This is a genomic window from Catenulispora sp. EB89, assembly GCF_041261445.1.
Lineage (GTDB): Bacteria > Actinomycetota > Actinomycetes > Streptomycetales > Catenulisporaceae > Catenulispora.
In genome coordinates this window covers 15,109-40,012 of the sequence record NZ_JBGCCU010000021.1, presented here as the reverse complement: position 1 = coordinate 40,012, position 24,904 = coordinate 15,109, and the positions used below count along the sequence as shown (strand labels likewise).

The 24,904-nt window shown below is 70.5% G+C and carries 21 protein-coding genes and 1 tRNA gene; 10 read left to right on the top strand and 12 right to left on the bottom strand.

From position 1 onward, the window contains the following. Nucleotides 1-585: 585 nt before the first annotated feature. Together ABH920_RS34885 and ABH920_RS34880 are read right to left on the bottom strand one after the other, a co-directional pair. A complete protein-coding gene (locus ABH920_RS34885) occupies nt 586-1,377 on the bottom strand; it encodes a DeoR/GlpR family DNA-binding transcription regulator (protein ID WP_370353520.1) in 792 nt (263 codons plus the stop codon). A gap of 66 nt (nt 1,378-1,443) precedes the next feature. Then, nucleotides 1,444-2,514, bottom strand: a complete 1,071-nt coding sequence (locus tag ABH920_RS34880) for a class I SAM-dependent methyltransferase (RefSeq protein ID WP_370353519.1) — start codon at nt 2,512-2,514, stop codon at nt 1,444-1,446. A gap of 32 nt (nt 2,515-2,546) precedes the next feature. Here ABH920_RS34880 and ABH920_RS34875 point away from each other — a divergent pair, with 32 nt between their 5' ends. From ABH920_RS34875 to ABH920_RS34855, 5 genes are all read left to right on the top strand, one after another. Then, on the top strand, nt 2,547-3,359 hold the full coding sequence (locus tag ABH920_RS34875; RefSeq protein WP_370353518.1) for a UbiA family prenyltransferase: 813 nt from the start codon (nt 2,547-2,549) through the stop codon (nt 3,357-3,359). Between the two features lie 106 nt (nt 3,360-3,465). Then, nucleotides 3,466-4,605 carry a type III polyketide synthase gene (locus tag ABH920_RS34870; RefSeq protein ID WP_370353517.1) on the top strand — a complete coding sequence of 380 codons (1,140 nt, stop codon included), beginning with the start codon at nt 3,466-3,468 and terminating at the stop codon, nt 4,603-4,605. Next, nucleotides 4,602-5,111: an isoprenylcysteine carboxyl methyltransferase family protein gene (locus tag ABH920_RS34865; RefSeq protein WP_370353516.1), complete on the top strand. Its 510-nt coding sequence runs from the start codon at nt 4,602-4,604 to the stop codon at nt 5,109-5,111. The genes ABH920_RS34870 and ABH920_RS34865 overlap by 4 nt, the downstream gene beginning before the upstream one ends. Next, nucleotides 5,096-6,145 carry an NAD(P)/FAD-dependent oxidoreductase gene (locus ABH920_RS34860; RefSeq protein WP_370353514.1) on the top strand — a complete coding sequence of 350 codons (1,050 nt, stop codon included), beginning with the start codon at nt 5,096-5,098 and terminating at the stop codon, nt 6,143-6,145. The genes ABH920_RS34865 and ABH920_RS34860 overlap by 16 nt, the downstream gene beginning before the upstream one ends. A 236-nt stretch (nt 6,146-6,381) precedes the next feature. Continuing rightward, nucleotides 6,382-7,842: an MFS transporter gene (locus ABH920_RS34855; protein ID WP_370353513.1), complete on the top strand. Its 1,461-nt coding sequence runs from the start codon at nt 6,382-6,384 to the stop codon at nt 7,840-7,842. Between the two features lie 75 nt (nt 7,843-7,917). Here ABH920_RS34855 and ABH920_RS34850 read toward each other — a convergent pair whose 3' ends face one another. Continuing rightward, the gene (locus ABH920_RS34850; protein WP_370353512.1) at nt 7,918-8,928 is read right to left on the bottom strand and encodes an LCP family protein; all 1,011 of its coding nucleotides are present in this window, start codon (nt 8,926-8,928) and stop codon (nt 7,918-7,920) included. A 419-nt stretch (nt 8,929-9,347) separates the two neighbouring features. On the opposite strand from ABH920_RS34850, the gene ABH920_RS34845 reads away from it, so the two are divergent. After that, nucleotides 9,348-9,420 (top strand) — tRNA-Lys (locus ABH920_RS34845). Between the two features lie 69 nt (nt 9,421-9,489). On the opposite strand, the gene ABH920_RS34840 is transcribed toward ABH920_RS34845, so the two are convergent. After that, nucleotides 9,490-10,179, bottom strand: a complete 690-nt coding sequence (locus tag ABH920_RS34840) for a hypothetical protein (RefSeq protein WP_370353511.1) — start codon at nt 10,177-10,179, stop codon at nt 9,490-9,492. A gap of 275 nt (nt 10,180-10,454) precedes the next feature. Between ABH920_RS34840 and ABH920_RS34835 the strand changes: the two genes are divergently transcribed. After that, a complete protein-coding gene (locus ABH920_RS34835) occupies nt 10,455-11,096 on the top strand; it encodes a hypothetical protein (protein WP_370353510.1) in 642 nt (213 codons plus the stop codon). A gap of 112 nt (nt 11,097-11,208) precedes the next feature. Here ABH920_RS34835 and ABH920_RS34830 read toward each other — a convergent pair whose 3' ends face one another. Next, the gene (locus ABH920_RS34830; RefSeq protein ID WP_370353509.1) at nt 11,209-11,556 is read right to left on the bottom strand and encodes a hypothetical protein; all 348 of its coding nucleotides are present in this window, start codon (nt 11,554-11,556) and stop codon (nt 11,209-11,211) included. A 474-nt stretch (nt 11,557-12,030) separates the two neighbouring features. Here ABH920_RS34830 and ABH920_RS34825 point away from each other — a divergent pair, with 474 nt between their 5' ends. After that, complete coding sequence (locus tag ABH920_RS34825; RefSeq protein WP_370353508.1) at nt 12,031-14,442, top strand: lamin tail domain-containing protein; 2,412 nt, start codon at nt 12,031-12,033, stop codon at nt 14,440-14,442. Between the two features lie 401 nt (nt 14,443-14,843). Continuing rightward, on the top strand, nt 14,844-18,743 hold the full coding sequence (locus ABH920_RS34820; RefSeq protein ID WP_370353507.1) for a glycoside hydrolase family 3 C-terminal domain-containing protein: 3,900 nt from the start codon (nt 14,844-14,846) through the stop codon (nt 18,741-18,743). A gap of 88 nt (nt 18,744-18,831) precedes the next feature. Here the strand turns inward: ABH920_RS34820 and ABH920_RS34815 are convergent, their stop codons facing one another. The 3 genes from ABH920_RS34815 to ABH920_RS34805 form a co-directional block, all read right to left on the bottom strand. Further along, on the bottom strand, nt 18,832-19,245 hold the full coding sequence (locus ABH920_RS34815; protein WP_370353506.1) for a hypothetical protein: 414 nt from the start codon (nt 19,243-19,245) through the stop codon (nt 18,832-18,834). Nucleotides 19,246-19,279: 34 nt separating this feature from the next. Beyond that, a complete protein-coding gene (locus ABH920_RS34810; protein WP_370353505.1) occupies nt 19,280-19,456 on the bottom strand; it encodes a hypothetical protein in 177 nt (58 codons plus the stop codon). A 230-nt stretch (nt 19,457-19,686) separates the two neighbouring features. Continuing rightward, nucleotides 19,687-20,127 (bottom strand): STAS domain-containing protein, encoded by a 441-nt coding sequence (locus ABH920_RS34805; RefSeq protein WP_370353504.1) that lies wholly within the window; start codon nt 20,125-20,127, stop codon nt 19,687-19,689. A gap of 205 nt (nt 20,128-20,332) precedes the next feature. On the opposite strand from ABH920_RS34805, the gene ABH920_RS34800 reads away from it, so the two are divergent. Beyond that, on the top strand, nt 20,333-20,665 hold the full coding sequence (locus tag ABH920_RS34800) for an RNA polymerase-binding protein RbpA (protein WP_370353503.1): 333 nt from the start codon (nt 20,333-20,335) through the stop codon (nt 20,663-20,665). A gap of 90 nt (nt 20,666-20,755) precedes the next feature. Here the strand turns inward: ABH920_RS34800 and ABH920_RS34795 are convergent, their stop codons facing one another. From ABH920_RS34795 to ABH920_RS34780, 4 genes are all read right to left on the bottom strand, one after another. Next, entirely contained in the window at nt 20,756-20,959 is a 204-nt protein-coding gene (locus ABH920_RS34795) for a cold-shock protein (protein ID WP_194908594.1), read from the bottom strand. A 245-nt stretch (nt 20,960-21,204) separates the two neighbouring features. After that, nucleotides 21,205-22,365 carry a N(5)-(carboxyethyl)ornithine synthase gene (locus ABH920_RS34790; protein WP_370353502.1) on the bottom strand — a complete coding sequence of 387 codons (1,161 nt, stop codon included), beginning with the start codon at nt 22,363-22,365 and terminating at the stop codon, nt 21,205-21,207. Further along, complete coding sequence (locus tag ABH920_RS34785; protein WP_370353501.1) at nt 22,358-23,464, bottom strand: glycosyltransferase; 1,107 nt, start codon at nt 23,462-23,464, stop codon at nt 22,358-22,360. Before ABH920_RS34785 ends, ABH920_RS34790 begins: the two co-directional genes overlap by 8 nt. Further along, nucleotides 23,461-24,624, bottom strand: coding sequence for a glycosyltransferase (locus ABH920_RS34780; protein WP_370353500.1), 1,164 nt, complete (start codon nt 24,622-24,624; stop codon nt 23,461-23,463). The genes ABH920_RS34785 and ABH920_RS34780 overlap by 4 nt, the downstream gene beginning before the upstream one ends. Nucleotides 24,625-24,904: the final 280 nt, after the last annotated feature.

Sequence of the window (24,904 nt, the reverse complement as noted above, 5' to 3'; positions counted from 1 at the left end):
CGGACTGGCGGGGTCAAGCCGGACGAGACCGGACCACAGCAGCGTGTGATGCGGCTTTACCCCGCCAGGCCGGGATGGTTCCCTTTAGGGCGACGTCAGCGACGAGGGATCCGGGACTCGGCGACCAACATTCGGACCGCCGCCGAGGCGGGGGGTTGGGGATCCCTCAGAGTCTCGAGTGCCCCCGCCGGAGGCGCCTGCTCTTGACTTTCGGTGCCCACCACACGCGGCCGCCAGCCGCCGACCTAACGCGTGCGCAGTGACTCGGACCGGTGCGCGGTCGTGCCCAGCAACACCGCCAGCCGCCAGCGCCACCCGCAGCACACCACCGAACTGCGTCCCCCAGCGAGGTCACCAAACCTTAGGCGAAGCCGTAAAAAGCTCCTAAAAACCCACCAACAAACCGCACCCGCCACACCCACCGCACCCCAGCCACCCGCACCCGCACACCAAGCAGGAGCCCCCGAAAATCGCATGTACCCAGCAACCGACCACAGCCGACCACAGCCGACCACCATCAAGCCGAACCAAACCGAACCAAGCCGAACCAAACCGAACCAAGCCGAACCAACCAACCCGCGAGCCCTACTCCCCCCGCTCCGCCAGCACCAGCTCCCCGACCTCCTCGACCAGCACCTCCCGCGCCTCGCGCGGCAGCCCGTCGTCGGTCACCAGCACCGCCGCGTCCCCCAGCGCGGCGAACGCCGACAGGCCGACCACGCCCCACTTCGTGTGGTCGGCGACGACGACCAGGTTGCGGGCCGCGGACACCAGGGCCCGGTTGGTCTCGGACTCCATCAGGTTCGGGCTGGTGTAGCCGGCGGCGGCGTCCATGCCGTACACGCCGAGGAAGACCTGGTCCAGGTGCAGGGTGCGGATGGCCTGGACCGCTATCGGGCCGACCAGGGCCTCCGAGGGGGTGCGCATGCCGCCGGTGAGGATCACCGTCTGGTTGTTGCCGGGGTTGGCGCTCTCGTGGGCGTGCAGGACGTCCGCGACCCGCAGCGAGTTCGTCACCACCGTCAGGTCCGGGACGCCGACCAGGTGCCGGGCCAGGGTGTACGTCGTGCTGCCGCCGCTGATGCCGATGGCGGTGCCGGGGCGGACGAGCTCGGCCGCCTGGCGGGCGATCGCGTCCTTGGCCGGCTGCTCCATCTCGGCCTTGACCGTGAAGGCCGGCTCGTCGGTGGATCCGGCGCGGCGCACCGTGGCGCCGCCGTGGACCTTCGTCAGGAGTCCGCGCGAGTCCAGGACGTCCAGGTCCCGGCGCACGGTCATGTCCGACACGCCGAGCAGGCGCGTCAGATCGTTGACCCGCACGCCCCCGGTCCGCTGGACCTCCTCGAGGATCCGCGCCTGCCGCTGCGCTGCCAGCATCGGATGTCCCTGTCCCCTTCGTGCCGCCCGATCAGCCTGGTACCGACTGAACGCACGGTAACACGCTCACCAACTCTTACAGGCCTGGTAGAGCGCCAGACCGGGGATCCGGGCGGAACGTACCCGGCGTGCCGGGTCGAATCCGGCACCGCGCAGCCAGCTCTGGAGCTCCGCCGGCGTGTACACGGTCGATCCGGACGTCAGCCGGACGAACAGCGCCAGATGCGTGGCGGCCGCGTTGGCGCGGCCCCGGCCCCGAAGCCGGGCCGGGCGCGGCGGGTCGGCGAAGGCGTCCAGGACGGCCAGCGTGCCGCCCGGCTTCAGGGCCTTGGCGGCCCGCGCGAGCAGCGCCGGGATCTCGCTCTCGGTGAGGTGGTGCAGCAGGTTGAAGCACAGCACGGCGTCCTGGCCCTCGGGGAACTCCGCGTAGCGCGCGTCGCCTTCGACGAAGGTCACCCGGTGCGCCAGGCCGGCGGCCTCGATCACCTCCCGCCCGACCCGCACGCTGCCCGGCAGGTCCAGCACGGTCGCGGTGAGCGCGGGGTGCCGACGGCACAGCGTGGCCGAGTACCAGCCGTGGCCGCCGCCGACGTCCAGGACGCTGCCCGCGCTCGAAGGCAGCACCAGCCGGCGCGCCACCTCCGACGCCGACAGCCGCGCCAGGTCCAGCTGGCCCAGGACGTAGCGGCGCCAGTACGGATCCTCCGGACCCCGCTCGTGGTGCTCGACGGAAGCACCGGTCTCTATCAACCGGTCCAGATCCCGCCACCAGTCGAAGTAGTCGCCGCAGGCGTTCACGAACCGCGCCACGCCGACCTCGGACTCCGGGTCCAGCCACCGCCGGTCGCGCCGCGCCAGCCGCACCGTGCCGTCCCGGTCCCGGCGCGCGTGCCCGGCGGCGATCAGGCAGTCCACGAGCAGCCGGGTCGGCGTCGGCGCCAGACACAGGTCGCGCGCGATCTCCTCCGTCCTGGCCGGCGCACCAGCCAGGCGCGCGACCACCCCGGTCCGCACCGCCGCCACCAACACGCCAGAGGCCGCAATACCTCCCCATGCCTCGGCGGCCGGAGTCGGGACTAGGTTGGCGCGCAGGGCCGCGCGCTCCAGAGTGTTGTCGCCACGCAGCGCCAGTCGCATGGTCCTTGCTTACCCCCGTCGAGGAGAACTTGATGCCGATCCTCAAAGCCCTGTTCCGTACCTGCCATCCGCTGCCCTCGTTGGCCATCACGGCGATGTTCGCGGCGTTGATCGCACAGGCCGCCCCGCACGGTCTGGGGCCGGCCGCGGCGATCCCGGCGGTGCTGCTCGGCGAGATGTCCATCGGGTGGTCGAACGACTACTTCGACGCCCCGCGCGACGCGATGGCCCGCCGGACCGACAAACCGATCGTCTCCGGCGTCATCTCGCAGCGCACGGTGCTCATAGCGGCGATCATCGCAGTCGCGGCCTCGATCGTGCTGGCGTTCTCGATCAACACGGCCTGCGGGACCGTGGACGTCGTCCAGATGGCGGCAGGCTGGTTCTACAACGCGGGGCTGAAGATCACACCGGTGTCAGGGCTCGCTTACGCGGTCGGCTTCGGGCTGATCCCGGAGTTCGCGACGAGCACCGCGCCCGGCGTGCCGGCGGCCCGGACCGGGGTGCTGGCCGCGGCGGTGCTGCTGGGCGTCGGCGGCCACCTGGCGAACGCGCTGCCGGACCTGGAGGGCGACCGCGTGGCCGGGGTGCGGGGGCTGCCGAACGTGCTGGCGGAGCGCTTCGGCGCCGGAACCGTGCGGATCCTCACGGTCCTGCTCCTGCTCGGCGCCTCGGGGTTCCTGGCGATCGCCGGATCCCCGTGGCTGTGGCTGGGCTTCGCGGTCGCGGCGCTGCTGGCCTGGCTCGGGATCAGCGGCGAGGGCCGCGCGCCGTTCTTCGCCGCGCTGGCGATCGCCGGGATCGACGTGGCGATGTTCGTCCTCGGCGGAGTGCCGCTGTCCTGACACACCGCATTCATCAAGACGTGCGCATTATTCGGCCCGGCCGCGGGTACCGGGTAACCTGACGCGCCCGCGTCAGCAGTTCCGTGCGACCGGACAGGGAGTAAGGGTGTCCCGCATCGCGGCAGTCACTACGGCTCTCCCGTCCCATCGTCACAAACAGGATGAATTGGCCGCGGCCACGGCGGAGCTGTGCGCGCTGCCGCCGACCCGGCGGGCATTGCTGGACCGGTTGTCCGCCAACGCCGGCGTCCGGACCCGGCACACCGTGCTCCCGCTGACCGGCTACCGGCGGCTGGACGGGATCGACAGCGTCAACGACACCTATATCGAGCACGCCACCGAGCTCGGCGAGCGGGCGGTCGAGGACGCCCTGCGCCAGGCGGGGGTCACCGCTGAGGACGTGGACCTGTTCGTCACCACGTCGGTGACCGGCGTCTCGGTGCCGTCGCTGGACGCCCGGCTGGTGCCGCGGCTCGGGATGCGGCCGGACGTGAAGCGGGTCCCGATGTTCGGGCTGGGCTGCGTGGGCGGCGCGGCGGGGCTGGCGCGGATCCACGACTATCTGCGGGCGTGGCCGGACCACACGGCGGTGCTGCTGGCGGTCGAACTGTGCTCGCTCAGCGTGCCGCTGGTCGACCCGACGGTGCCGGACCTGGTGGTCAGCGCACTGTTCGGGGACGGCGCCGGGGCGGTGGTGGTGCGCGGGGCGGAGCGGGCCGAGCGCGCGGAACGGGCCGATCGGGACGGGTATGCCGAGCGTGCCGAGCAAGCCGAGCATGCCGCGGGCGTCGAGCAGGCAGCCGCGCCGACCGTCCGGATCGTCGCGACCCGCAGCGAACTGTGCCCGAACACCCACGACGTCCTGGGCTGGCACCTGGGCCCGCAGGGCTTCCGCATCGTGCTGACCACCGAGCTCGCCGAGGTCGTGGAACGGGAGCTCGGCGGCGTGGTCAAACGGTTCCTGGCCGACCACGGATTACAGGTCCCTGACGTGGTCGCCTGGGTCGTGCACCCCGGCGGCCCCAAGGTGATCGACGCGGTGCGCGACTCGCTGGAGCTGCCGGAGGCCCGCGTCGCCACGGCCCGCGCGGCGCTGGCCGAGGCCGGCAACATGTCCTCGGCCTCGATCGTGCAGGTGCTGGGCAAGGAACTGGCCGCGCCGGACGCAACACCGGGCCCGATCGTGATCGTGGGCCTCGGGCCGGGCGTGAGCATCGAGCTGCTGTTGCTGGAGCGGCGCGGATGATCGTCTACTACGCGCTGGTGATCGCCACGTGCTTCGAACGGCTCGCGGAACTGGTCGTGGCCAAGCGGAACGCGGCGTGGAGCCTGGCGCGCGGCGGGGTGGAGAGCGGACGCGGGCACTATCCGCCGATGGTGGTGCTGCACACCGGGCTGCTGGCCGGGTGCCTGATCGAGCCGGCCGTCGCGCACCGGTCGTTCGTCCCAGCGCTCGGGATCCCCATGCTGGTGCTCGCCGTCGGCGCGCAGGGGCTGCGGTGGTGGTGCATCAGGACCCTGGGAAACCGGTGGAACACCCGCGTGATCGTGGTGCCGGGGCTGCCTTTGGTGGACACCGGGCCGTATCGGTGGTTCGCGCACCCGAACTACGTGGCCGTCGTGGTGGAGGGCTTCGCGTTGCCGCTGGCCGGGTCGGCGTGGGTGACGGCGCTGGTGTTCACCGCGCTGAACGCGTGGTTGCTGACCGTGCGGCTGCGGTGCGAGATCAGAGCCCTGTGCGCGACACCGTGAGCTCCGGGTACGACGTCGACGTCCTCGTCGTCGGCGGCGGCCCGATCGGGCTCGCCACGGCGTGCTACGCGGCCGAGGCGGGGCTGTCCGCGGTCGTCGCGGAGCCCCGGAGCGGGCCGATCGACAAGGCGTGCGGCGAGGGCCTGATGCCGCCCGCCGTGGCCGCCCTGCGGGCCCTCGGCGTCGATCCGGCGGGTCGGCAGCTGCGCGGGATCCGGTATCGCGACCCGGGGCACAGCGTGGACGCGGAGTTCCGCAGCGGCCCGGGGCGCGGCGTGCGCAGAACAGTGCTGCACACGGCGCTGGCCGAGCGGGCCGAGAGCGCCGGGGTCAAGGTGGTGTCGGAGCGCGTCACCGAGTTCCGCCAGTCCGCCGGCTCGGTGGAGGCCTCGGGGATCACGGCCCGCTACCTCGTGGCCGCCGACGGCCTGCACTCCCCGATCCGTCGGGTCTGCGGCCTGGAGCCGGCACCGGCCCGGCACGCGCGCTACGGGCTGCGCAGGCACTACCAGAGCGCGCCGTGGACCGACTTCGTCGAGGTGCACTGGTCGGCCGGCGCGGAGGCGTACGTCACGCCGGTGGACGACGGCCTGGTCGGCGTGGCGATCCTCGGGCCGCCCGGCGCCGGCTTCGAGGACCGGCTGGCGGAGTTCCCGGAGCTGGTCGACCGGCTCGCGGGCGCGACCGCCGGCCCGGTGCGCGGCGCCGGGCCGCTGCGGCAGGCCGTACGCCGCCGGGTCGCGCCCGGCGGCAGGGTCCTGCTGGTCGGGGACGCCTCGGGCTACGTCGACGCGCTGACCGGCGAGGGCATCAGCGTCGGGCTGGCCCAGGCCCGGGCGCTCGCGGCGTGTCTGGCGGACGGGCGGCCCGCCGACTACGAGCGCCGGTGGCGCCAGGTCTCGCGCCGCTCGAACCTGCTGACCGCCGGGCTGCTGGCGGCCCGGCGCAACCCGGTGCTCGGCCCGCGGATCGTCCCGGCGGCCGGGGCGCTGCCGGCAGTCTTCGCCGGGGCGGTACGGCTTGTCACGGGCTGAGCGTCCACCCCCGGGTAAACACTGAGCTCACAGGCGCTGTCAAGGAAGTTCACCCGGACGGGTGTTCACTGGTGATCACCGAAGAGTTCACAAGAACCTGCGGTGAGAGTACATTGACGTACCGTGGCACGCCCGGTCACCGAGTGTCACGAGAATGAGCGTATTGACACGACGCCGATCGACACGAACCGGCGGAGCTCGCCGAGGCTCGGCGTCGACAGCGGGGGATGGGGAGCATGGCCAAGCCTGACAAGGATCCCCTCCCCCGGCATTTCTGGGTGTACCTGGCCGCCGGGGCGGTGTCCTGGCTCGGGGACGGCCTGATCGTCGTCGGGTTCCCGCTGCTGGCCGCCGGGCTCACCGGCTCGCCGCTGGGGATCGCGGCGGTGATCGTCACCCAGCGCCTGGCGCCGATGCTGCTGTCGCTGCCGGCCGGGGCGCTGGCCGACCGCTGGAACGCCCGGATCACGGCGGTGGCCACCAACGTCGCGCAGGCCGTGCTGTTCGCCGTCGCCGCGGTGCTGGTCGCCGGGAACCACCTCGGGCTGGTCGCGCTGATCGTCATCGCGTTCCTGGCCGACGCGCTGGGGACGCTGTTCACCTGCGCGAACGGCGCACTGCTGGCCGACGTCGTGGAACCCGAACACTTCGGGCCCGCCAACACCTGGCTGCGGGCCAGCAACACGGTGATCGCGTTCGTGATCGGACCCGGCTTCGGCGGCCTGCTCTACGCCACCGGCCGGCAGCTGCCGCTGATCATCGACGCCGGCTCGTTCGCGGTGGCGGCCGCGGTCCTGGCCGTGCTGCGGCTGCCGAACGCCCGCCCCCGCCCCGAGCCCCAGCCCGACCGGCGCCTCATCACCGAGGTGAAGGACGGCGTCCGCATCTCCTTCAGCTCCGGGCCGATGCGGCTGATGGCCGGGATGATCGGCACGATGACGGTGGCGCAGGCCGGTTCGGTCGCGGCGATCGTGGTGCTCGGCACGCACACTGTCGGGCTGGACAAGACCGCCTTCGGCTGGACGCTGGCGGCCGGGAACGTCGCGGCGGTGGCCGTGATGCTGTCCATCGGCCGGGTGGCCACGCTCCGGACGTCGTCGGCGGTGCTGGTGAGCCTGGTCTTCGGCATCATCGGCGAGCTGCTGCTGGGCACCGCGCACAGCGGCCCGCAGATGTCGGTCGGCCTGGCGATGGACGCCTCCGCGGTGCTGATCGTCAGCGTCAGCCTGACCACGGCGCGCATGCGCCTGGTGCCGCGCGAGATGCTCGGCCGGATGACCGGCGGCTACCAGACGGTGATGTTCGCCGCCGGGACGGTCGGCACGCTCATCGGCGGGGCGCTGGCCGAGTCGAGCGGGCGGCTGCCGTACCTGGTGTGCGCGGCGGTGTACGCCGGGGTGCTCGCGACGTCGTTCCGGCGGGTGCGGGGGCTGGACGCGACGCCGGAGCCGGCCGCGGCGGCTGCTGCGACTGCTCCGGCGGCTGCTGCGGCCGCTGGGACTGCTCCGGCGGCCACGACGGGTGCGGGTGCGGGTGCGACTACGGCTACACCGGAGACCGGCGCGGCGGAGGCGATCGCGGCGCCGGTCGTCATCCCCGCACAGGGGTCCGCGAACGGCGCCGGAGTCGGCGACGGTGCGAGCACCGTCGCCGTCGACACGGAGAGCGGGGTCACGGCCGGCGAGGTCGTGGACTGATCCGGCGGCCCGCCCCGAGCCTGCTCCGACCTTGCCCGAGCCTCCGACCTTGCCCGAGCCTGCTCCGGCGGTCCGTCACGTCGCCGGGAGGTTCGGCATCGCGGTGTCGTTGATCACCGCGCTCCACAGCTGGGCGGCCTTGGTCTTGTCCCACAGGATGCAGGACCCGACCCCCGGCACGTTGTAGTTGTCGGTGGCGATCGGCACCACGACGGTGTGGCCGCTGCCGTCACTGACGCCCTTCATGTGCTGGAACATGTCGTAGAGGTCGCCCAGGCTGGTGCCGTCGTTCACCTTGAACGCGGCCAGCGAGTTGTCCAGCACCGGGACCAGCTTGAAGGGGTTCAGCACCACTCCGGCGGAGGACACCTTGTGCGCCAGGGCCGCCAGGAAGGTGCGCTGGCGCTGCATACGTCCGATGTCGCCGAGCGGGTCGGCGTACCGCTCCCGCACGTAGGCCAGGGCCTGGGCACCGTTGAGGGTCTGGCAGCCGGCCTTCAGGTTGGCGCCGGACAGCTGGTCCTGGATCGGCTTGTCCAGGCACAGGTTCACCCCGCCGACGGCGTCGGTGACCTTCACGAAGCCGCCGAAGCCGACCTCGGCGAAGTGGTCGATGCGCACCCCGGTGGTGACCTCGATGGTCTTGATGAGCAGCGGCGCGTCACCGAAGGCATAGGCGGCGTTGAGCTTGTTCTTCGACTCCTTGTGCTGCTTGCCCTTGCTGTCGGTCCAGGCCGGGATGGTGACATAGGAGTCGCGCGGCAGGCTGATCAGCGAGTTCCCGTTCGCCCCGGAGTGCAGGATCATCATCGAGTCGGTCCGCGACGTGTCACCGGTCACCGCCCCGGTCCCAGTGTGCAGCGCGTCCTGCTGGTCCTGCGTGAGCCCTTCCCGGCTGTCACTACCGACCAGCAGCCAGTTCGTCCCCTTGCCCTCGGCAGGCCGCCCCGGGTAGTCGGAGATCACATTCTCGTGCTGGATCTGCCCCGAGGCATGGAAGTAGAGCCACGTCGCGTACCCCCCGACCAGCAGCACCAGCACCACCGCACCGGCCAGGATCCGCTTCGGCCAGCTGAACCGCCGCACCTTCGGCGGCCGAGGCCCGTCCGACCCACCCGGATACCCGGGCCCACCCGGATAACCAGGACCCCCCGGAGCACCCGAAGCACCCCCGTCCCGCCGGCCCCCCGGCAACCGCCCCCGCAGCCGGTCCCACCCCGAAGGCGGACGCAGCTCGACAGTGGGTTCGGGCTCCTGCGGACTCCAGTTACCGGGTTCCTGCGGGGTCCAGCCACCATATGCACCACTCATGACACCGACCATGCCACCTGCCCGCCCCCAAAGCGCCAAGGACGGGTAATAAGTCGGCAACGGCCCTGTTACACCCCGCGCACCCCCACGGTGGCCACGACGTGGCCGAACCCCCGACGCCCGGTTAACGATTTCGGGCCACGGCAGGAGGTCTGCTAATGTTTCACCCGTCAACGCGACACCAGCAAGATCAAGCGCCGCTAGCTCAATAGGCAGAGCAGCGGACTCTTAATCCGCGGGTTCGGGGTTCAAGTCCCTGGCGGCGCACCCGTAGCAGGACCCCAGCTCAGGCTTCTGAGCTGGGGTCCTGTGTTTTGCCCGAGAGAACGGCACCGGCTAGTTCTCAAACACCGGCGGGTTTCCGGCCACGCTCGAGTCCACCACCGGCTGGTAGGTGAACGACAGGAACTGGAGCGGGCCGCCGCAGGGGCCGGCGGGGCCGCCGACGAGCTGGATCTTCTGGTTGGCGACGATCAACCGGTTTCCCGGGTTCGCGTAGTTGCCCTGGTAGATGCCGCCGACTGGTTGCCACACGCAGTTGAACACGGCGCCGGGGACGGATTCCACGATGGTGAGCTGGACCGGTGCGCCGGCCGGGACGAACTGGACGGGGAAGCCGGCTGCGTCGTTGAACAGGACGTTGTTGTTCGGGAGGTTGTTCTCCGTCACGCTCAGGACCGTCGATCCGGGGATGGTGGAGACGCAGGCGCCGAAGCCGAGGGCGACCAGTTTGGTCACCGCGACTCCCGGCGCTGCCGGGTTGGCCAGGACCTGTACGCCGATGTTCGACACCGTGCAGGCGGTGCCGACGGGGCCGCCGGGGGCGGTGAAGAAGGTGGCCTTGGTGCCTGGCTGGAGGTTGCCGGTCAGGACGTGGCCGGGCGGGACGTTGGGGCCGCCGGGACCCGGGGCGCCGAAGGTGAGGACGCTGACCGGCGCGGCGGCCGCGGCGGCCGGTCCGATCGCCGCGACGCCGGCCAGTACGGCGACGGCTGCCGCCGCGACGAGTGTCTTGAGACTGTGCATGTGCTTCTACCTCTTCCTGGAGGGAGCTCCGCACTTGCTTCGAACCGAACGGTTCATCAGTATTCTGATTCACTCTCGGCCGATTGCCCATCGGTCGGCGCCCGGGGCCGGGAAAACCCGCCCCCGGGCGGGGCGTAACGCACGTGTTTCCACGGATTCAATCGTGTTCGGCCGCTCCTAGCGTGGTTTCCGTAATCGCCTCGTCGGGCTGCGGGGGACGCTGCGACGGACTCGGTTCCGCATGAGGCCGACGACCCATCCACAGGGAGTGAATCGTGAAGGGTTTCACGCGTATCGCGCTGGCCGTCTGCACGGCCGGGATCGTGCTGAGCGGCGGCGTCACGGCGGCGGTCGCCGCGTCGGGCGGCACCGCCGAGGCGGCGACCGCGCCGCACGCGGCGGGGGTCGCGCGGGCCGCGGCCGGCCTGTCCTGCTCGGGGCTGGACCAGGTGTTCCAGTCGCCGCAGACCGGCGGCAGCTATCCGGTGACCGTCGTCAGCAACCAGCCGGACGGGATCGTCGGCTTCGGCGGCACGCCGTACGGCTACGGCGGCTCCGACGGCGTGCCGGGCCGGTTCAGCGGGGGCCAGCTCAGCGGCAGCACCGGCGGCTACCTGTTCAGCGACCGGTCCACCTTCATCCCGTCGGGGGGCGGCGGGTTCGGCGGGTCGTACCAGCCGTTCTCGGTCAGCTCCCTGGTGCCGCTCACCTACACGCTGACCCGGAACGGCGCCGGCCAGTACACGATCGGGCTGAACTTCGGGACGGGCATCAACCGCCAGTTCTCCTTCTCCGCGCAGTGCATCGGCGAGTCGCTGGTCGGCTACACCAATGCGATCGGCAACAACGAGTGGACGGATAACGCCACCTACGTCGTGACGATCGGCAACTTCGTCCCGGACCCCGTCATCCACTAGGCCGCGCGGCGGGCACCACGTGTTCCCCCTCCACGACAGCCGGCCGGAGCCGCGATGCACCAGAGAGTGTTCGCGCTCTGATCCAGCGGTTTTCGGGAGGGGGTCACGCGTTTCAGACCGGCCCGCCGCCCCGACACGTGAACTGCGTCTGCCCGCTGTAGCCGACGCCTGCGATCGTCCACTTGACCGTGATGTAGTACGGCAGCGAGCCGCCGACGCAGGTCCCGGTGATCGAGCTGGTGCCCTGGCCGTGCGTGATGGGAGCGCCGCTCCACGTCAGGTACGTGGCGCCGGGAGCGTATTCCTCGCAGTCGAAGTAGTAGATGTTCCTCTGGGGCGTCGCGCCCCCTTGCTCACAACTCGGTCCGTCCGAGGCCCGTGCGGCCGACGGTGCGAGGACCGCCAGGCCGGCGGTCGCCAGGACCACGAGTCCCGATGTGATCGTGCTTCTCCCACGCATGCCGCTCCCCGGAAAGTCGTTACCCGCGCCCGATACTTCAGCGGGTGCACATCAACGTAGCAAGACATAAGGCCACGTCAAGGCCGATATTCGCCAAGTTCTAAGGGTATTCGAGCACTGCGTTACCCGAGGTCAGCCAAGGTGCCGGCCCCGCAGGACGATGACATCGAGTAGTCGGCTACGCGGCGGAGGACTCGCGCAAGGAGATCAAGCTCTTCGGCAATCCACTGGGGATCAACAACTGGGCGCTCGCCAAGCACGCCGGCCGCGAGTGGATCTCCGACTGGGGCCCGGGAGCCCAGCAGATGCCGCCTGCCACCAGCTGAGAGCGGCCGAGAGCGGACGCCGCGCACTGTGGCGGACACGCTATCGGGCGACCCCACATCAGCACTTGTTGTCCTTGTCCAGGACGCTCACGGTTCGCGAAGATGCCGAACACTGTGTGCCGATTGAGACCCCTGACGAGGAGAGCCTGTGCCAAGGACCCGTGTACTGACCGCGGCCGCGATCTCGGCCAGCACCGTCGCCGCGCTGCTCGCACTACCCGCAGCGCAGGCGACGGTGTCGAACGACGTCGTCGTGAACGAGGTGTACGGCGGTGGCGGCAACTCCGGTGCCACCCTGAAGAACGACTTCATCGAGCTGCGGAACAACGGCACCGCGCCGGTCTCGCTGGCCTCGTGGTCGGTGCAGTACATCTCGGCGGCGCCCGGGGCCACCACGACGTGGCAGGTCACCAACCTGACCGGGAGCATCGCCCCCGGTAGGACCTATCTGGTCGCCGAGGCCGCCGGGACCGGCGGCACCGCCGACCTGCCGACCCCGGACGCCACCGGCGCGATCAACCTCAGCGGCACCTCCGGCACGGTCGCGCTGGTCACCTCGCAGACCGCCCTGACCTGCAAGACCGCCGCCGACTGCGCCGCCGACACCAGCATCAAGGACCTGGTCGGCTACGGCACCGCGGTCGTGCACGAGGGCTCCGCCGACGCCCCGGCCGCGTCCAACACCACCTCGGTGGCGCGCGACGCCGCCGGCACGGACACCGACCAGAACGGCGCCGACTTCACCGCCGGCGCCCCGACGCCGACCCCCGGCGGCTCCGGCACCGGCAGCGGCACCCCGGTGCCCGGGCCGCTGCGGATCCACGACATCCAGGGCGCCGGCTGGGTCTCGCCGGTCAACGGCCAGAGCGTGACCAACGTGCCGGGCATCGTGACGGCGCTGCGCACCAGCGGCTCCAAGGGCTTCTGGATCCAGGACCCGACCCCGGACGCCAACCCCGCGACCAGCGAGGCGCTGTTCGTCTACACCGGCTCCGCCCCGACCGTCGCGGTCGGCGACTCGGTGCTGGTCTCCGGCAAGGCGCAGTCCTACTACCCGCTGGCCTCCGGCGACACCGTCGCCACCACCTCGAACCTGTCGGTCACCGAGATCGGCACCCCGACGGTCACCGAGGTCAGCAGCGGCAACGCGCTCCCGGCCCCGATCGTGCTGTCGGCCGCGAACGTCCCCGCGACCTACGCCCCGGACCTGGGCGGCGCGAACATCGAGAGCACGCCGGTCGTCCCGACCCGCTCCGTGCTCGACTTCTACCGCTCGATCCAGGGCATGCGGGTCGAGGTCGACGACGCGCGCGTGGTCGGCCCGTCCGACAAGTACGGCGAGCAGTACGTGACGGTGAAGCCGAACGAGGCCGCCACCTACCGCGGCGGCTCGGAACTGCTCGGCGACAACCAGTACCCGTCCGGCCGCCTGGAGGTCGTCGCCAACGACGGCAGCAACCCGCACGTGAACGTCGGCGACGTCCTCACCGGCGCGACCGTCGGCCCGCTGGACTACTCGCAGTACGGCGGCTTCCTCGTCGCGGCCTCGACGATGGGCACGGTGCAGAACAACCACCTGGCCCCGGTCGTCGCCGCCGCGGACCCGGCCAAGGAGCTGTCGGTGGCCACGTACAACGTGGAGAACCTGGCCCCGTCGGACCCGGACGCCAAGTTCCAGCGCCTCGGCGCCGGCATCGTCACCAACCTCGCCGCCCCGGACGTGGTCTCGGTCGAGGAGGTCCAGGACAACAGCGGCGCCACCGACGACGGCACCGTCGCCGCCGACCAGACCCTGACCAAGCTGACCGCGGCGATCGTGGCGGCCGGCGGCCCGCAGTACGCCTGGCGCGAGATCGACCCGGCCAACGACCAGGACGGCGGCCAGCCCGGCGGCAACATCCGCACCGTGTTCCTGTACAACCCGGCCCGGGTGAAGTTCGTCGACGCCGGTCCCGCGAACGTCAACCGCACCACCACCGGCACCCAGGTCGTCAGCAAGCACGGCGACCCGGCCCTGACCCTGTCCCCGGGCCGCATCGACCCGGCGAACCCGGTCTGGACCGCCAGCCGCAAGCCGCTGGTCGGCGAGTTCGAGTTCCGCGGCAAGGACGTCTTCGTCATCGCCAACCACTTCGTCGCCAAGCTCGGCGACCAGAACCAGGACGGCCGCTTCCAGTACCCGGCCCAGTCCTCGGCCGTGCAGCGCGCCGGCCAGGCCCAGGTCGAGCACGACTTCGTGCAGAAGCTGCTGGACGTCGACAAGAAGGCCGACGTGGTCGTCCTCGGCGACCTGAACGACTACCAGTTCAGCCCGTCCCTGAGCGCCCTGCGGACCGGCACCTCCGACGGCAGCGGCCAGCCGATCCTGACCGACCTGATCAGCACCCTGCCGACGAACGAGCAGTACACGTACGTGTACGACGGCGTCTCCGAGGTGCTCGACCACATCCTGGTCAGCCGCGGCGTCAAGGACCTGAGCTACCAGGTGGTGCACGTCAACGCCGAGTTCTCGGACCAGGCCAGCGACCACGACCCGCAGGTGGTGCGGTTCAAGGTCTGAGCCGGCGCCAGTGGCGGGGCGGGCCGCTGCCCGCCCCGCCGAGCCGTCAAGATCGCCCGGAACCGGTAACGGATGCGGTTCCGGGATCGGTTCCGGAACCGGTTCTTCATTGACAGTGGTTAACCCGCGCGCAATATTCAAGCCGAACGAGGGCGCCCTCCCTGATTACGTCACACGGATAACGCACCAGCCGATGGCTGCTGCCATCTGTGGGATCTTCCGGGACTGAAGGGACTGCAATGAGGCTCCGCACACCCGCGCGCTGGTCCACGCCCGCACGCGGTCGACCAGGGTCGTCCAGACTTTCGAGATCGTCCAGACTTTCCAGATCATCCAGCCCACGGCCGGTTTTCCGGACGCTGCTGGCGGCCGGGGCGTTGTTCGCCGCGTCGCTGGCGGGTTTGCCCAGCCAGGCGCACGCCGCCGCCGGAACGCCTTTCGGCGGGACAGCGGCGGCTCTGCCGGGTCTGGTCGAGGCTGCGAACTATGACACCGGCGGGCAAGGTGTCGCCTACAACACCGCCGCCGGAAACGGCACCGCCAACAGCTACCGCACCGATGGCATCGACTTGGAAAGCACCGCCGACACGGTGGGCACCAGCCCGGCCGGTGGCGGCTACGACATCGGCTGGACCACGCCGGGACAGTGGTTCAACTACACCGTCAACGTCGCTACCGCCGGGACCTATAGCGTTGCGTTCAGGCTGTCCTCGCCATACGGCCTGACCGATGCGCTGCACATCGCCGACTCCTCCGGCGCCAACCTCACCGGCTCGGTCGCCGTCCCCAACACCGGCGGCTACGAGACCTGGACCACCGTCACCGCCAGCCTGGTTCTGCCCGCCGGAACCCAGACGCTGACAGTGAAGCAGGACTCGAACGGCTTCAACTTCCACAACATGTCGTTCACTCTCACCACCAGCGGTGGTGGCGGCGGTAGCGGCGACAAGCCGTTCGGCGGTACACCGGCGCCGGTGCCCGGCACCGTCCAGGTCGCCAACTACGACACCGGCGGGCAGGGCGTCGCCTACAACACAGCGGCGGGCAATGGCACCGCCAACAGCTACCGCTCTGACGGCATAGACCTGGAGAACACCGCCGACACCCAGGACACCAGTCCGCCCGGCGGCCCCTACGACCTGGGTTGGACCAACCCCGGACAGTGGTTCAACTACACAGTTCAGGTGGCCACCAGCGGGATCTACACCGTCAGCTTCCGGGTGTCCGCGCCGGCGGCGGTCGGCGACGCGCTGCACATCGCCGACTCCTCCGGCGCCAACCTGAGCGGCGCGGTCGCCGTGCCCGCGACCGGCGGGTATCAGACCTGGACGACGGTCACCGCGAACGTCACACTGGCGGCCGGCGCGCAGACGCTGACCGTCGCTCAAGATGCGGGCGGCTGGAACCTGCACTTCCTGTCCTTCGCGCAGGGGTCGAACAACGGCGGCGGGGGCGGCGGCCCGACCCAGTACTGCGGCTACCAAGACCTCGCGCTGGACCAGCCGACCACGGCGTCCTCGACGTACTCCGCCACCGGCAACCTGGCCTCCGCGGCCACCGACGGCGACCCCGGCACCCGCTGGGAGAGCGCGTACAGCGACCCGCAGTGGCTGGAGGTCGACCTCGGCTCGCAGACCTCGATCTGCGCAGCCGCGCTGTCCTGGGAGGCGGCCTACGCCTCGGCGTTCCAGATCCAGGTGTCGACCGACAACGCGAACTGGAACACGGTCTACTCCACGACCACCGCGACCGGCGGGAGCGAGTCGTTCACGTTCTCGGCGACCGCTCGGTACATCCGGGTGAACGCGACGAAGCGTGCCACGCAGTGGGGCGACTCGATCTTCGAGTTCGACGTCTACGGCCTGACCAGCATGCCCCCACTCTCCGGCGGTAACGGCAGCGGCGGCAACGGCGTCTGCCCGTGGGTCAACTCGACGGCTCCGGTCGCGCAGCGGGTCCAGCAGATCCTGAACACGATGGACCAGTCCGAGGAGTTCACCCTGCTCTCCGGCGACGGCGGCTCGTCGTACATCGGCCAGGTCGCCGGCATCCCCAACCTCTGCATCGCGCCGATGAACATGCAGGACGGCCCGACCGGGGTCGGCGACGGGACCGGCGGGGTCACCGCCTACCCCGACGGCGAGTCCGCGGCGGCCACCTTCGACCCGGCGCTGATCCAGCAGGAGGGCACCGCGATGGGTGCCGAGTTCGCGGGCAAGGGCGTGAACGTCTCGCTCGGCCCGACGACGAACATGGTGCGCGACCCGCGTTGGGGCCGGACGTACGAGACGTACGGCGAGGACCCGTTCCTGGCCGGGCAGATCACCTCGGCGCAGGTGCGGGGTCTGCAGAGCCAGGGCGTCCAGGCCATGGTGAAGCACGTCGCGGCCTACGACCAGGAGACGTACCCGAACGGCGGCAACAACGAGACCGTGAGCAACCAGGCGTTGCAGGAGCTGTACCTGGCTCCGTTCGAGTCGACCATCGCGCAGTCCGCGCCGGCCTCGTTCATGTGCTCCTACGCGGTCGTCAACGGCAGCGCCTCATGTCAGAACTCGTACATGCAGATCAAGGGTCTGGACAACGCGGCGAACTACGGCGGCTACATCACCTCCGACTGGGGCGGCGACTACAACAACGTCGCCTCCGAAGTCGGCGGCATGGACATCGGGATGCCGTTCCCCGGCTCGATCCCGACCGACCTGGCCAACGCGGTCAAGGCCGGGACGCTGAGCCAGTACGCGGTGAACGCGGCGGTCAGCAGGATCCTGACTCAGGCGTTCGCCTTCGGGCTGTTCGACAACCCGGCGTCCGGTTCGTTGTCCAACACCGTCACCACCGCGGCGCACCAGCAGACCGCGCTGCAGCTCGGTGAAGAGGGCACGGTCCTGCTGAAGAACAACGGCATCCTGCCGCTGAACCCGAACCCGACCAGCGCGAAGTCCATCGCGGTGATCGGCACCGACGGCGGCGCCGGCGTCGAGATCGCCGGCGGCGGCAGCGGGACCGTGACGAGCGCCAACACGATCTGGCCGCTGACCGGGATCCAGAACGCGGTCGGGCCGAACGTGAAGGTCACGTACACGCAGGGGAACGACAACGGGACGGCGAACATCCCGCAGGCGGTGGCCGCGGCGCAGGCCGCGACGGACGCGATCACCTACGTCAACGCGCCGGAGGGCGAGGAGAGCGACCTGAAGACGCTCGACTTGTCCACCACGGACGAGACGATGATCGCCGATGTCGCCGCCGCGAACCCGAACACCATCGTGGTGATCAACAGCGGCTCGCCGGTGGTCATGCCGTGGCTGAACTCGGTGGCCGGCGTCTTCGAGAACTGGTACGGCGGCGGCGAAACCGGCGCGGCTGTCGCAGCGCTGATCTTCGGCCAGGCGAACCCGTCGGGCAAGTTGCCGGTGACGTTCCCGTCGTCGTTGTCGCAGGTTCCGGCGCAGACCACGGCGCAGTGGCCGGGGACGCCGACGGGGCCGATCTACAGCGAGGGCGTGAACATCGGCTACCGCTGGTATCAGTCGCAGAACATCACGCCGGCGTTCCCGTTCGGTTTCGGGTTGTCGTACACCAAGTTCGCCTTCTCCAACCTGGCGGTCGGCGGGTTCAACGCCAACGGCCAGGCCACGGTGACCGCGACGGTGACCAACACCGGCTCGGCGGCCGGGGCCGAGGTGGCGCAGATGTATGTCGGCGACCCGGCAGCCAGCCAGGACCCGCCGAACCAGCTGGCCGGGTTCCAGCGGGTGATGCTCAACCCGGGGCAGAGCACGCAGGTCAGCTTCCCGTTGACGGTCCACAACCTGGCCTCGTGGTCCGGTACCGACAACCAGTGGGAGGCACAGGCCGGGACGTACGCGATCCGGGTCGGCGACGCCTCCAACAACCTGCCGCTGACCGGTTCGACTTCGCTGGCCAACACGTTGACCGGTCAGGTCGCCGCCGGCGCCTCCTATGCGGGGGTGTCGTCGGCGAACACGGCGGTCAGCGCGAACGTCACACCGAACTCGGGCGTCCCGGGCGCGGAGACGGTCGGCGTGGTCAACCCCTTCGGCTACAGCAGCCCGAAGGGCGCGGCGGTGTCCTTCCCGATGCAGGCCGTGGACTCGAACAGCGCGCAGACCCTCAGCTACACGGCAACCGGGCTGCCCCCGGGCATCTCCATCAGCAACGGCGGCACCTTCAGCGGCGCCGGCACCACGCTGGGGACGTACACCGTGACCGTGACGGCCAAGGACAGCGTGGGCGTCTCCGGCACGGCGACGTTCGTTTGGTCGGTGGTGCAGTGAGCTAATGCGGTCCTGAAGTAGGTGAGGGCCTTCCGGCTCGGTGGCGACCAGACTCGCACGCCGACCGCCGGAGGGCCCTCACGCTCCCTTACGGCTGATAGTGCCTTTCGTAGTGACCGCGGAAGTCGAAGAACCCAAGGCCTTCGATCGTGAAGCCACTCTCGATTTCTTGCAAGGTCCAGCAGTGGTCGGAGTAGTCGTCGACGGCGACGCCGCCGTCTTCGAGGACCCGCCCGAGGAAGTCGCGGATCTCGGGGGTGCCGTCGACGCGGCCGGATACGTCGGCTTGCACGGCCCAGGTGGGGCGGTAGCCGAGGACGGACTCGATCCGGCGGATGTCGTCCGGTTCCCAGTCACTGAAGAGGTAGCCCTCTTGCTCGTCGGCAAGGCTGACAAACAGGTTCCCGTCAGTCCACTGGCCGTTGCGGCCCGGCATCATCCGGTCGAGCAGCTCGGTCGTGACGGCCAGCGAGCTGGTCGGGAAGGCGAAGACGGTCCGCATGGACGGAGCTTAGGCGCTGGTTCCCGCGAACGCGTCAAGCCGGCCGGCCTCCCTCCCGCGCCCACTGCGCGTCATCCCACTCGAACAGCTGGACGTCGTCGAGGTCCAGCGCCCGCACGATCGCGACCACCAGGTCCAGGTTCAGCCGCCGCCGCCGGGACTGGAACACATCGGCGACAGTGGACTGCGACACCGCCTGGGGCGGCCGCATGAAAGGCCCGATCCGTTTGGCGAGCGTCCGATACGACGGCGACCCCGCCCAAACCCGCAAGTGTCCCAGCATGCTGATGAACCCGGCGAGGTCGACAGCCTCCGCCGGATCCGGGCCCCCGACTCCATGGTTGCAGCATATATACCCGGATCTGCCCGGGATATCAGCCGACCACAAGTCCCACTGCAAGTCCGACAACGAGCCCGACAACAAGTCCGACTACAGGTCCGCTACGGCCGGGACTCCGCACGGCCTCCCGGCGCCACATCGCTGAAAGCGTCCGCGGCGCTGGCATAGCAGCGCAGCATCGGAGCCAGACCCGTGATTCGCAGAACCTTGTGAAACGTCGCCCCGGCCCCGCACAAGCGCAGCCAGCCGTCCGACTTCTCCGCCAGGCGGTGGATGTGCAGCAGTGTGTTCAAGCCCGTGCAGTCGCAGAAGGACACGTGCTCCAGATCGGCGGCGACACGCTGGTCGACGGAGCCGCGCAGCACCTCGGTGCAGGCCGCCTTCAGCATCGGCGTCGTCGCCAGGTCGAGGTAGCCGGCCAGCTCGACGACCGGGCCCTTCGCCGTGTCCTGGATGGTGATGCGCAGGCTGTCCGGCGGCGTGCTCCGCAGCGTCGGGAAGTCCCGCGTCTGCGGCTGCTGCGGCAATACGGATGTGTTCACATTGCTCCTGGAGGTTCTGCGGCAGCCGCGGGATTCGGCGGCCCGGCGGCCCTGCGCGGGCTCGGCGCAAGCTCGGTATGCGCCGATGCGATCACGATCGACTCGATTCCTGACCAGCGGTGCCGTGGAGGCGTACTGTTCGTCTCAGCGGAACGGTTCGCTCAGCTGAGCTCAGGGCCGGCCGCGGCTAAGGAGGCTCCAAACAATGGGACGCAGCGGAATTCGCGGGAGCAGAATCGGAGCAGGGCCCAGAGGCGAGAGCGAACGAGGACCACTGGCGACGCGGGTGGCGGTGACCTTCTGGTGCGCGATCGGCCATTCCACGAGCCCCATCTTCGCCGCGACCGCCGATGTCCCCACGACCTGGGACTGCAACGCCTGCGACCGTCCCGCCGGCCTGGACCCCGACAACCCGCCGGCGCTGGCGCCGACCGGCCCGTTCAAGTCCCACCTGGCCTACGTCCGCGACCGGCGCAGTCCCGCCGACGCCGACGCGATCCTCGCCGAGGCTCTGACGAAGCTCCGCGCGGCCGCGTAGCACGCGAACCACGAAGTGCGGCCCGGTACCTGATCAGGTACCGGGCCGCACTCAGGAATCATCCGGAATTCCGGGCGTCCTGCTCGGCGATTACGCCGGGACGATGTTCGCGGCCTGCGGGCCCTTCTGGCCCTGCGTGACCTCGAAGCTCACGCGCTGGCCTTCCTGGAGCTCGCGGTAGCCCTCGGCGGCGATGTTCGAGAAGTGGGCGAAGACGTCCGGGCCGCCGCCGTCCTGCTCGATGAAGCCGAAGCCCTTTTCCGCGTTGAACCACTTCACGGTACCGGTAGTCATACTTTTTCCTCCTTGTGTGGGGAACGAAGGGATTTCCGCACCGCGCGGAGTCCCGGCCGCCGAAATGTCCCCAACCGGAGGTCCTCCGGTAAAACAAAAGACGCCTGAGCCGCAAAGCATCAGGCGCGCACTAAGTTCATGGGTACCACTACTGCAACAAGATCACTGTAGCACAGATCCGTGGGGAAAACCGCCCCAGCTGAAATCCCCACGGATCCGTCCCCGGAAAACCTGCGCCGAAATCATCAAACAGCCTGCGCCAGGTGCGGATACTCCCCCGACCGGTGCTGGAACGCGAGAATGGCCGGGTTCTGGATCCTGCCGTCCCGGATCTCGATCGCGCGCTGAATCGTCTCGTCGGCGTCCCAGGCATCCGGGCCGTCCAGAACCGGCCGCAAGAACGGAATCACGGCCTCGCTGTTCTCCCACGTCGCGGAGTTCCACAGATAGGACGGGCTGTGGTCGACGCCGTAATAGTGCACCCCGTCGCCGACGGTGAACATCGGCTCGGTGAACGTCGTCGGGCGGGCCCAGCTGAAGCCCATGCCCTCGTCGCAGGACACGTCGATGACCAGCGTCCCGGGGTTCAGCGTCGTGAGGTCCTCGTCGATCAGGAAGGTCAGCGGCGCGGCGGTGTCCTGCAGGACACAGTTCACGATGATGTCGTGCTCGGCGAGGAACTCCGCGAGCGGCTGGCGTCCGCTCTCGGTGAGGGCGTGGCTGCGGCGCGGGTCGTCCGTGTCATCGGCGTCGTCGTGGTCGAACTGGACGATCCGCGCCGAGTGGATCGGCGAGGCGACGGCGGTGACGCCGCGGCCGGTAAGGACGTCGACGTCGTGGACCCCGAGCGCGTTCAGCGCCGTCACCGCGCCGCGCGCCGTCGCGCCGAAGCCGATCACGACCGCGCGCAGCCGCCGGCCGTAGTCCCCGGTCGAGCCCCGCAGCTGCATCGCGTGCAGCACCGAGGAGTACCCGGCCATCTCGTTGTTCTTGTGGAACACGTGCAGGTTGAACGAGCCGTCGCCGCCCCAGTGGTTCATCGCCTCGAAGGCGATCAGCGTCAGCCGCCGGTCGATGGCCGTCTGGGTCAGCTTCGTGTCCTGCACGCAGTGCGGCCAGCCCCACAGGATCTGGCCTTCGCGCAGCTCCGAGACGTCCTCGAGCAGCGGCTTGGCCAGCAGTATGACGTCGCACGCGGCCACGAGCTCGGCCCGCGGCCGGATCCCGGCGACGAACGGGGCCAGCTGGCTGTCCGGGACCCCGAAGTGCTCGCCGTAGCCCTGCTCCAGGTGGATGCGGGCCCGCAGGTCGGCGTCGATGCGCTCGAAGTGCGCGGGGTGGATGGGCAGCCGGTGTTCGTTCTCCTTGCGGGAGTGCGCGACGATGCCGAGTTCGAGGTTACGCAAAATGCCCCTTCGTTGGTGTGCGGGTGTGCTGTGTGCGGCTGTGCTGTTTGCGGCCGAGCTGATTGCGGCTGTGCTGATTGCGGCTGTGCTGGAAAGTCGAGATCAGCGCGAGCGTCGATTCCGCGCCCTGGTTCTCGTTGCGTCCGTCGCGCTCCAGGCCGTCGCAGCAGCCGCCGGTGCTCTCGTCGGCGAGCGGGACGCCCGAGTCGTTCATCCCCAGGAACCAGGCCATCGCCAAGGCCAGGCCCGCCTCCCAGCGGTCGGCCCCGGTGACGGCCAGGGCCCGGGCGCAGGCGTCGGCCAGCGCGGCGGCCTCGATCGGCTGCTGGTCGAACCCGGGGCCGGTCCAGCCCCGGCCGTGGCCGCCGGCCGGGGTCAGGGACAGGTGCCCGTCCCGGGTCTGCTCGTCCAGCAGCCAGCCCAGCAGGGCCAGGCCGTCGGCGAGCAGGCGCTCGTCGTCCAGCAGGTGGCCGGCCGCGATCAGGACCTCGGCGGGGGCGGCGTTGGCGTAGCTGAGCAACGGCTCGGGCCAGGGCCAGGCGGGGTCGGCCCGCGGCGCGCCGACGAGTTCGGCGGCGTCGGCGAGCAGGTCCCGGGCGATCGCGTGGTCCGGATCGGCGGCCAGGATCTCCGCCGCGCCGAGCGCCGCGAAGGTGTTGCTGCGCGACCAGGGCGAGCGCAGGACCGCGCTGGTGTCGAACATCGTCAGCGCCGCGCTGCGGATCCAGGGCGCCGGGCCGCGGACCGCGGCGGTGCCCAGGCCCCACAACGCACGTCCCCACCAGTCGCCCACGGCGGGTTCGTCGTGCCATAGCCGGTCGAAGCCGAGCCGGTTGTGGAACGCCCCGTCAGGGTCCTGAGCGTGGGCGACGAAGGCCAGGTAGGTCTCGGCGAGAGCGATCAGGCTCGCGTCCGGCTTGTGTTCGGGTTCAGCTTCGGGTTCGGGCTCCGGTTCGCGGCAGATGACGAGCAGGCCGCGGGCGACGTCGTCGAGGCAGTATCCGTGCTCCCGGCGCGGCACGGCGCCGCGCGCGTGCTCGAACAGGCCGGTGTCGTCGCTGAGCCGGCGCAGGTGCGCGAAGGAGACCTCGGGGTTCATGCCACGGCCGGGACCGGGGCCTGGAGCAACGACTCGGCCAGAGCACGGTAGGCGTCCGCGACGGAGGACCAGGCGAGGTCGGGTGCGAGGCGGGCACTGGCCTGCGTCATGGACTCGGCCAGGGCCGGCTGGGTGAGCACCTTGCGCAGCGCCTCGGTCATGGCCGGGACGTCGTGGTGCGGCACCAGCAGCCCGGCGCCGTCGGCGAGCAGTTCCTCGGCGTGCGGGAAGCGGGTCGCGATGATCGGCCGGCCGGCGGCGACCGCCTCGATGAGCACGCCGGAGTTCGCCTGCTCGGTGGTGTCGTACGGCAGGAGCAAGGCGTCGGCGCTGCGCACGAGGTCCATCAGGACTTCGGGATTGCGGAATTCGGGATCGAATTCCACGTCGGCCGAGACGCCGAGCTCTTCGGCGCGGGCCCGCAGGGAGTCGCGGTAGGCCTCGCCTTCGCGTGCCAGAACCTTGGGATGCGTCTGGCCGGCGATCACGTACCGCGGCTTCGGATCCAGGTCGCCGAGCCCGGCGAAGGCCTCGATCGCCCGCTCGATGCCCTTGCCCGGCCCGAGCAGGCCCCAGGTGAGGATGAGCGGCCGCAGCGGGGCGACCGGCGCCGGCGCGGCGAACGGGTTGTGGGACGCGAGCGGCGACATGCGCCGGCTGGGGTACGCGCCGTGCGGGATGACCGAGATCTTGGCGGCGTCGACGAGGTAGCCCTCGCGCAGCCGGTCGGCAGCCGTCCGGGACATCACCACGACCGCCGCGGCGGCGTCGGCGACCCGTTCCAGGACCTGGCGCTGGTGCGCGGTGGGGTCGGCCAGGACGGTGTGCAGCACGACGATCATCGGCTTGGACGTCTGCGCCAGCACCCGGAGCACGTCCTCGCCGTCCCGGCCGCCGTAGATCCCGTACTCGTGCTGCACGATCGCGATGTCGCACCGGTTCAGCACCGCCGCGGCCGTGGCCGGCCCGGTCGGCGAGCCGTTGACCAGCTGCGCGACCACACCGGGATGGACGGCCGGCTGCGCGGCGTCGACGACCCGGACCACCCCGGCCCGGTCGCCGGAGTCCTGGCCGGTCAGGTGGCGCAGCAGGGCCGCGCTGAACGTCGCCAGGCCGCAGCGGGTGGGCGGGTAGGTGCTCAGAAAGCCGAAGCTGGTCATGGCGGAGCCCTCACTTCGTCGATCGGCGGGAAAGCGGGCAGGCGGTATCGCGGCTGCTCGCGGAGAAAGCAAGAAAAAGCAAGAAAAACCATTCGAGACGGTCGCGTTGTGCGGGGCGACCACGACCCTGACCGGGGACCAAGACGCGGAGCAGGTGGCTGCGCTGTGCCGGTGGGCTGCACCGTCACTGGACGACGGTGTCCCTGTCGACAGTAGCAGCAGGTTCGCTCGCGGGAGACGAACCGCGGCCGGCCCCGGGCTGTACCTGGGCCGTACCGGG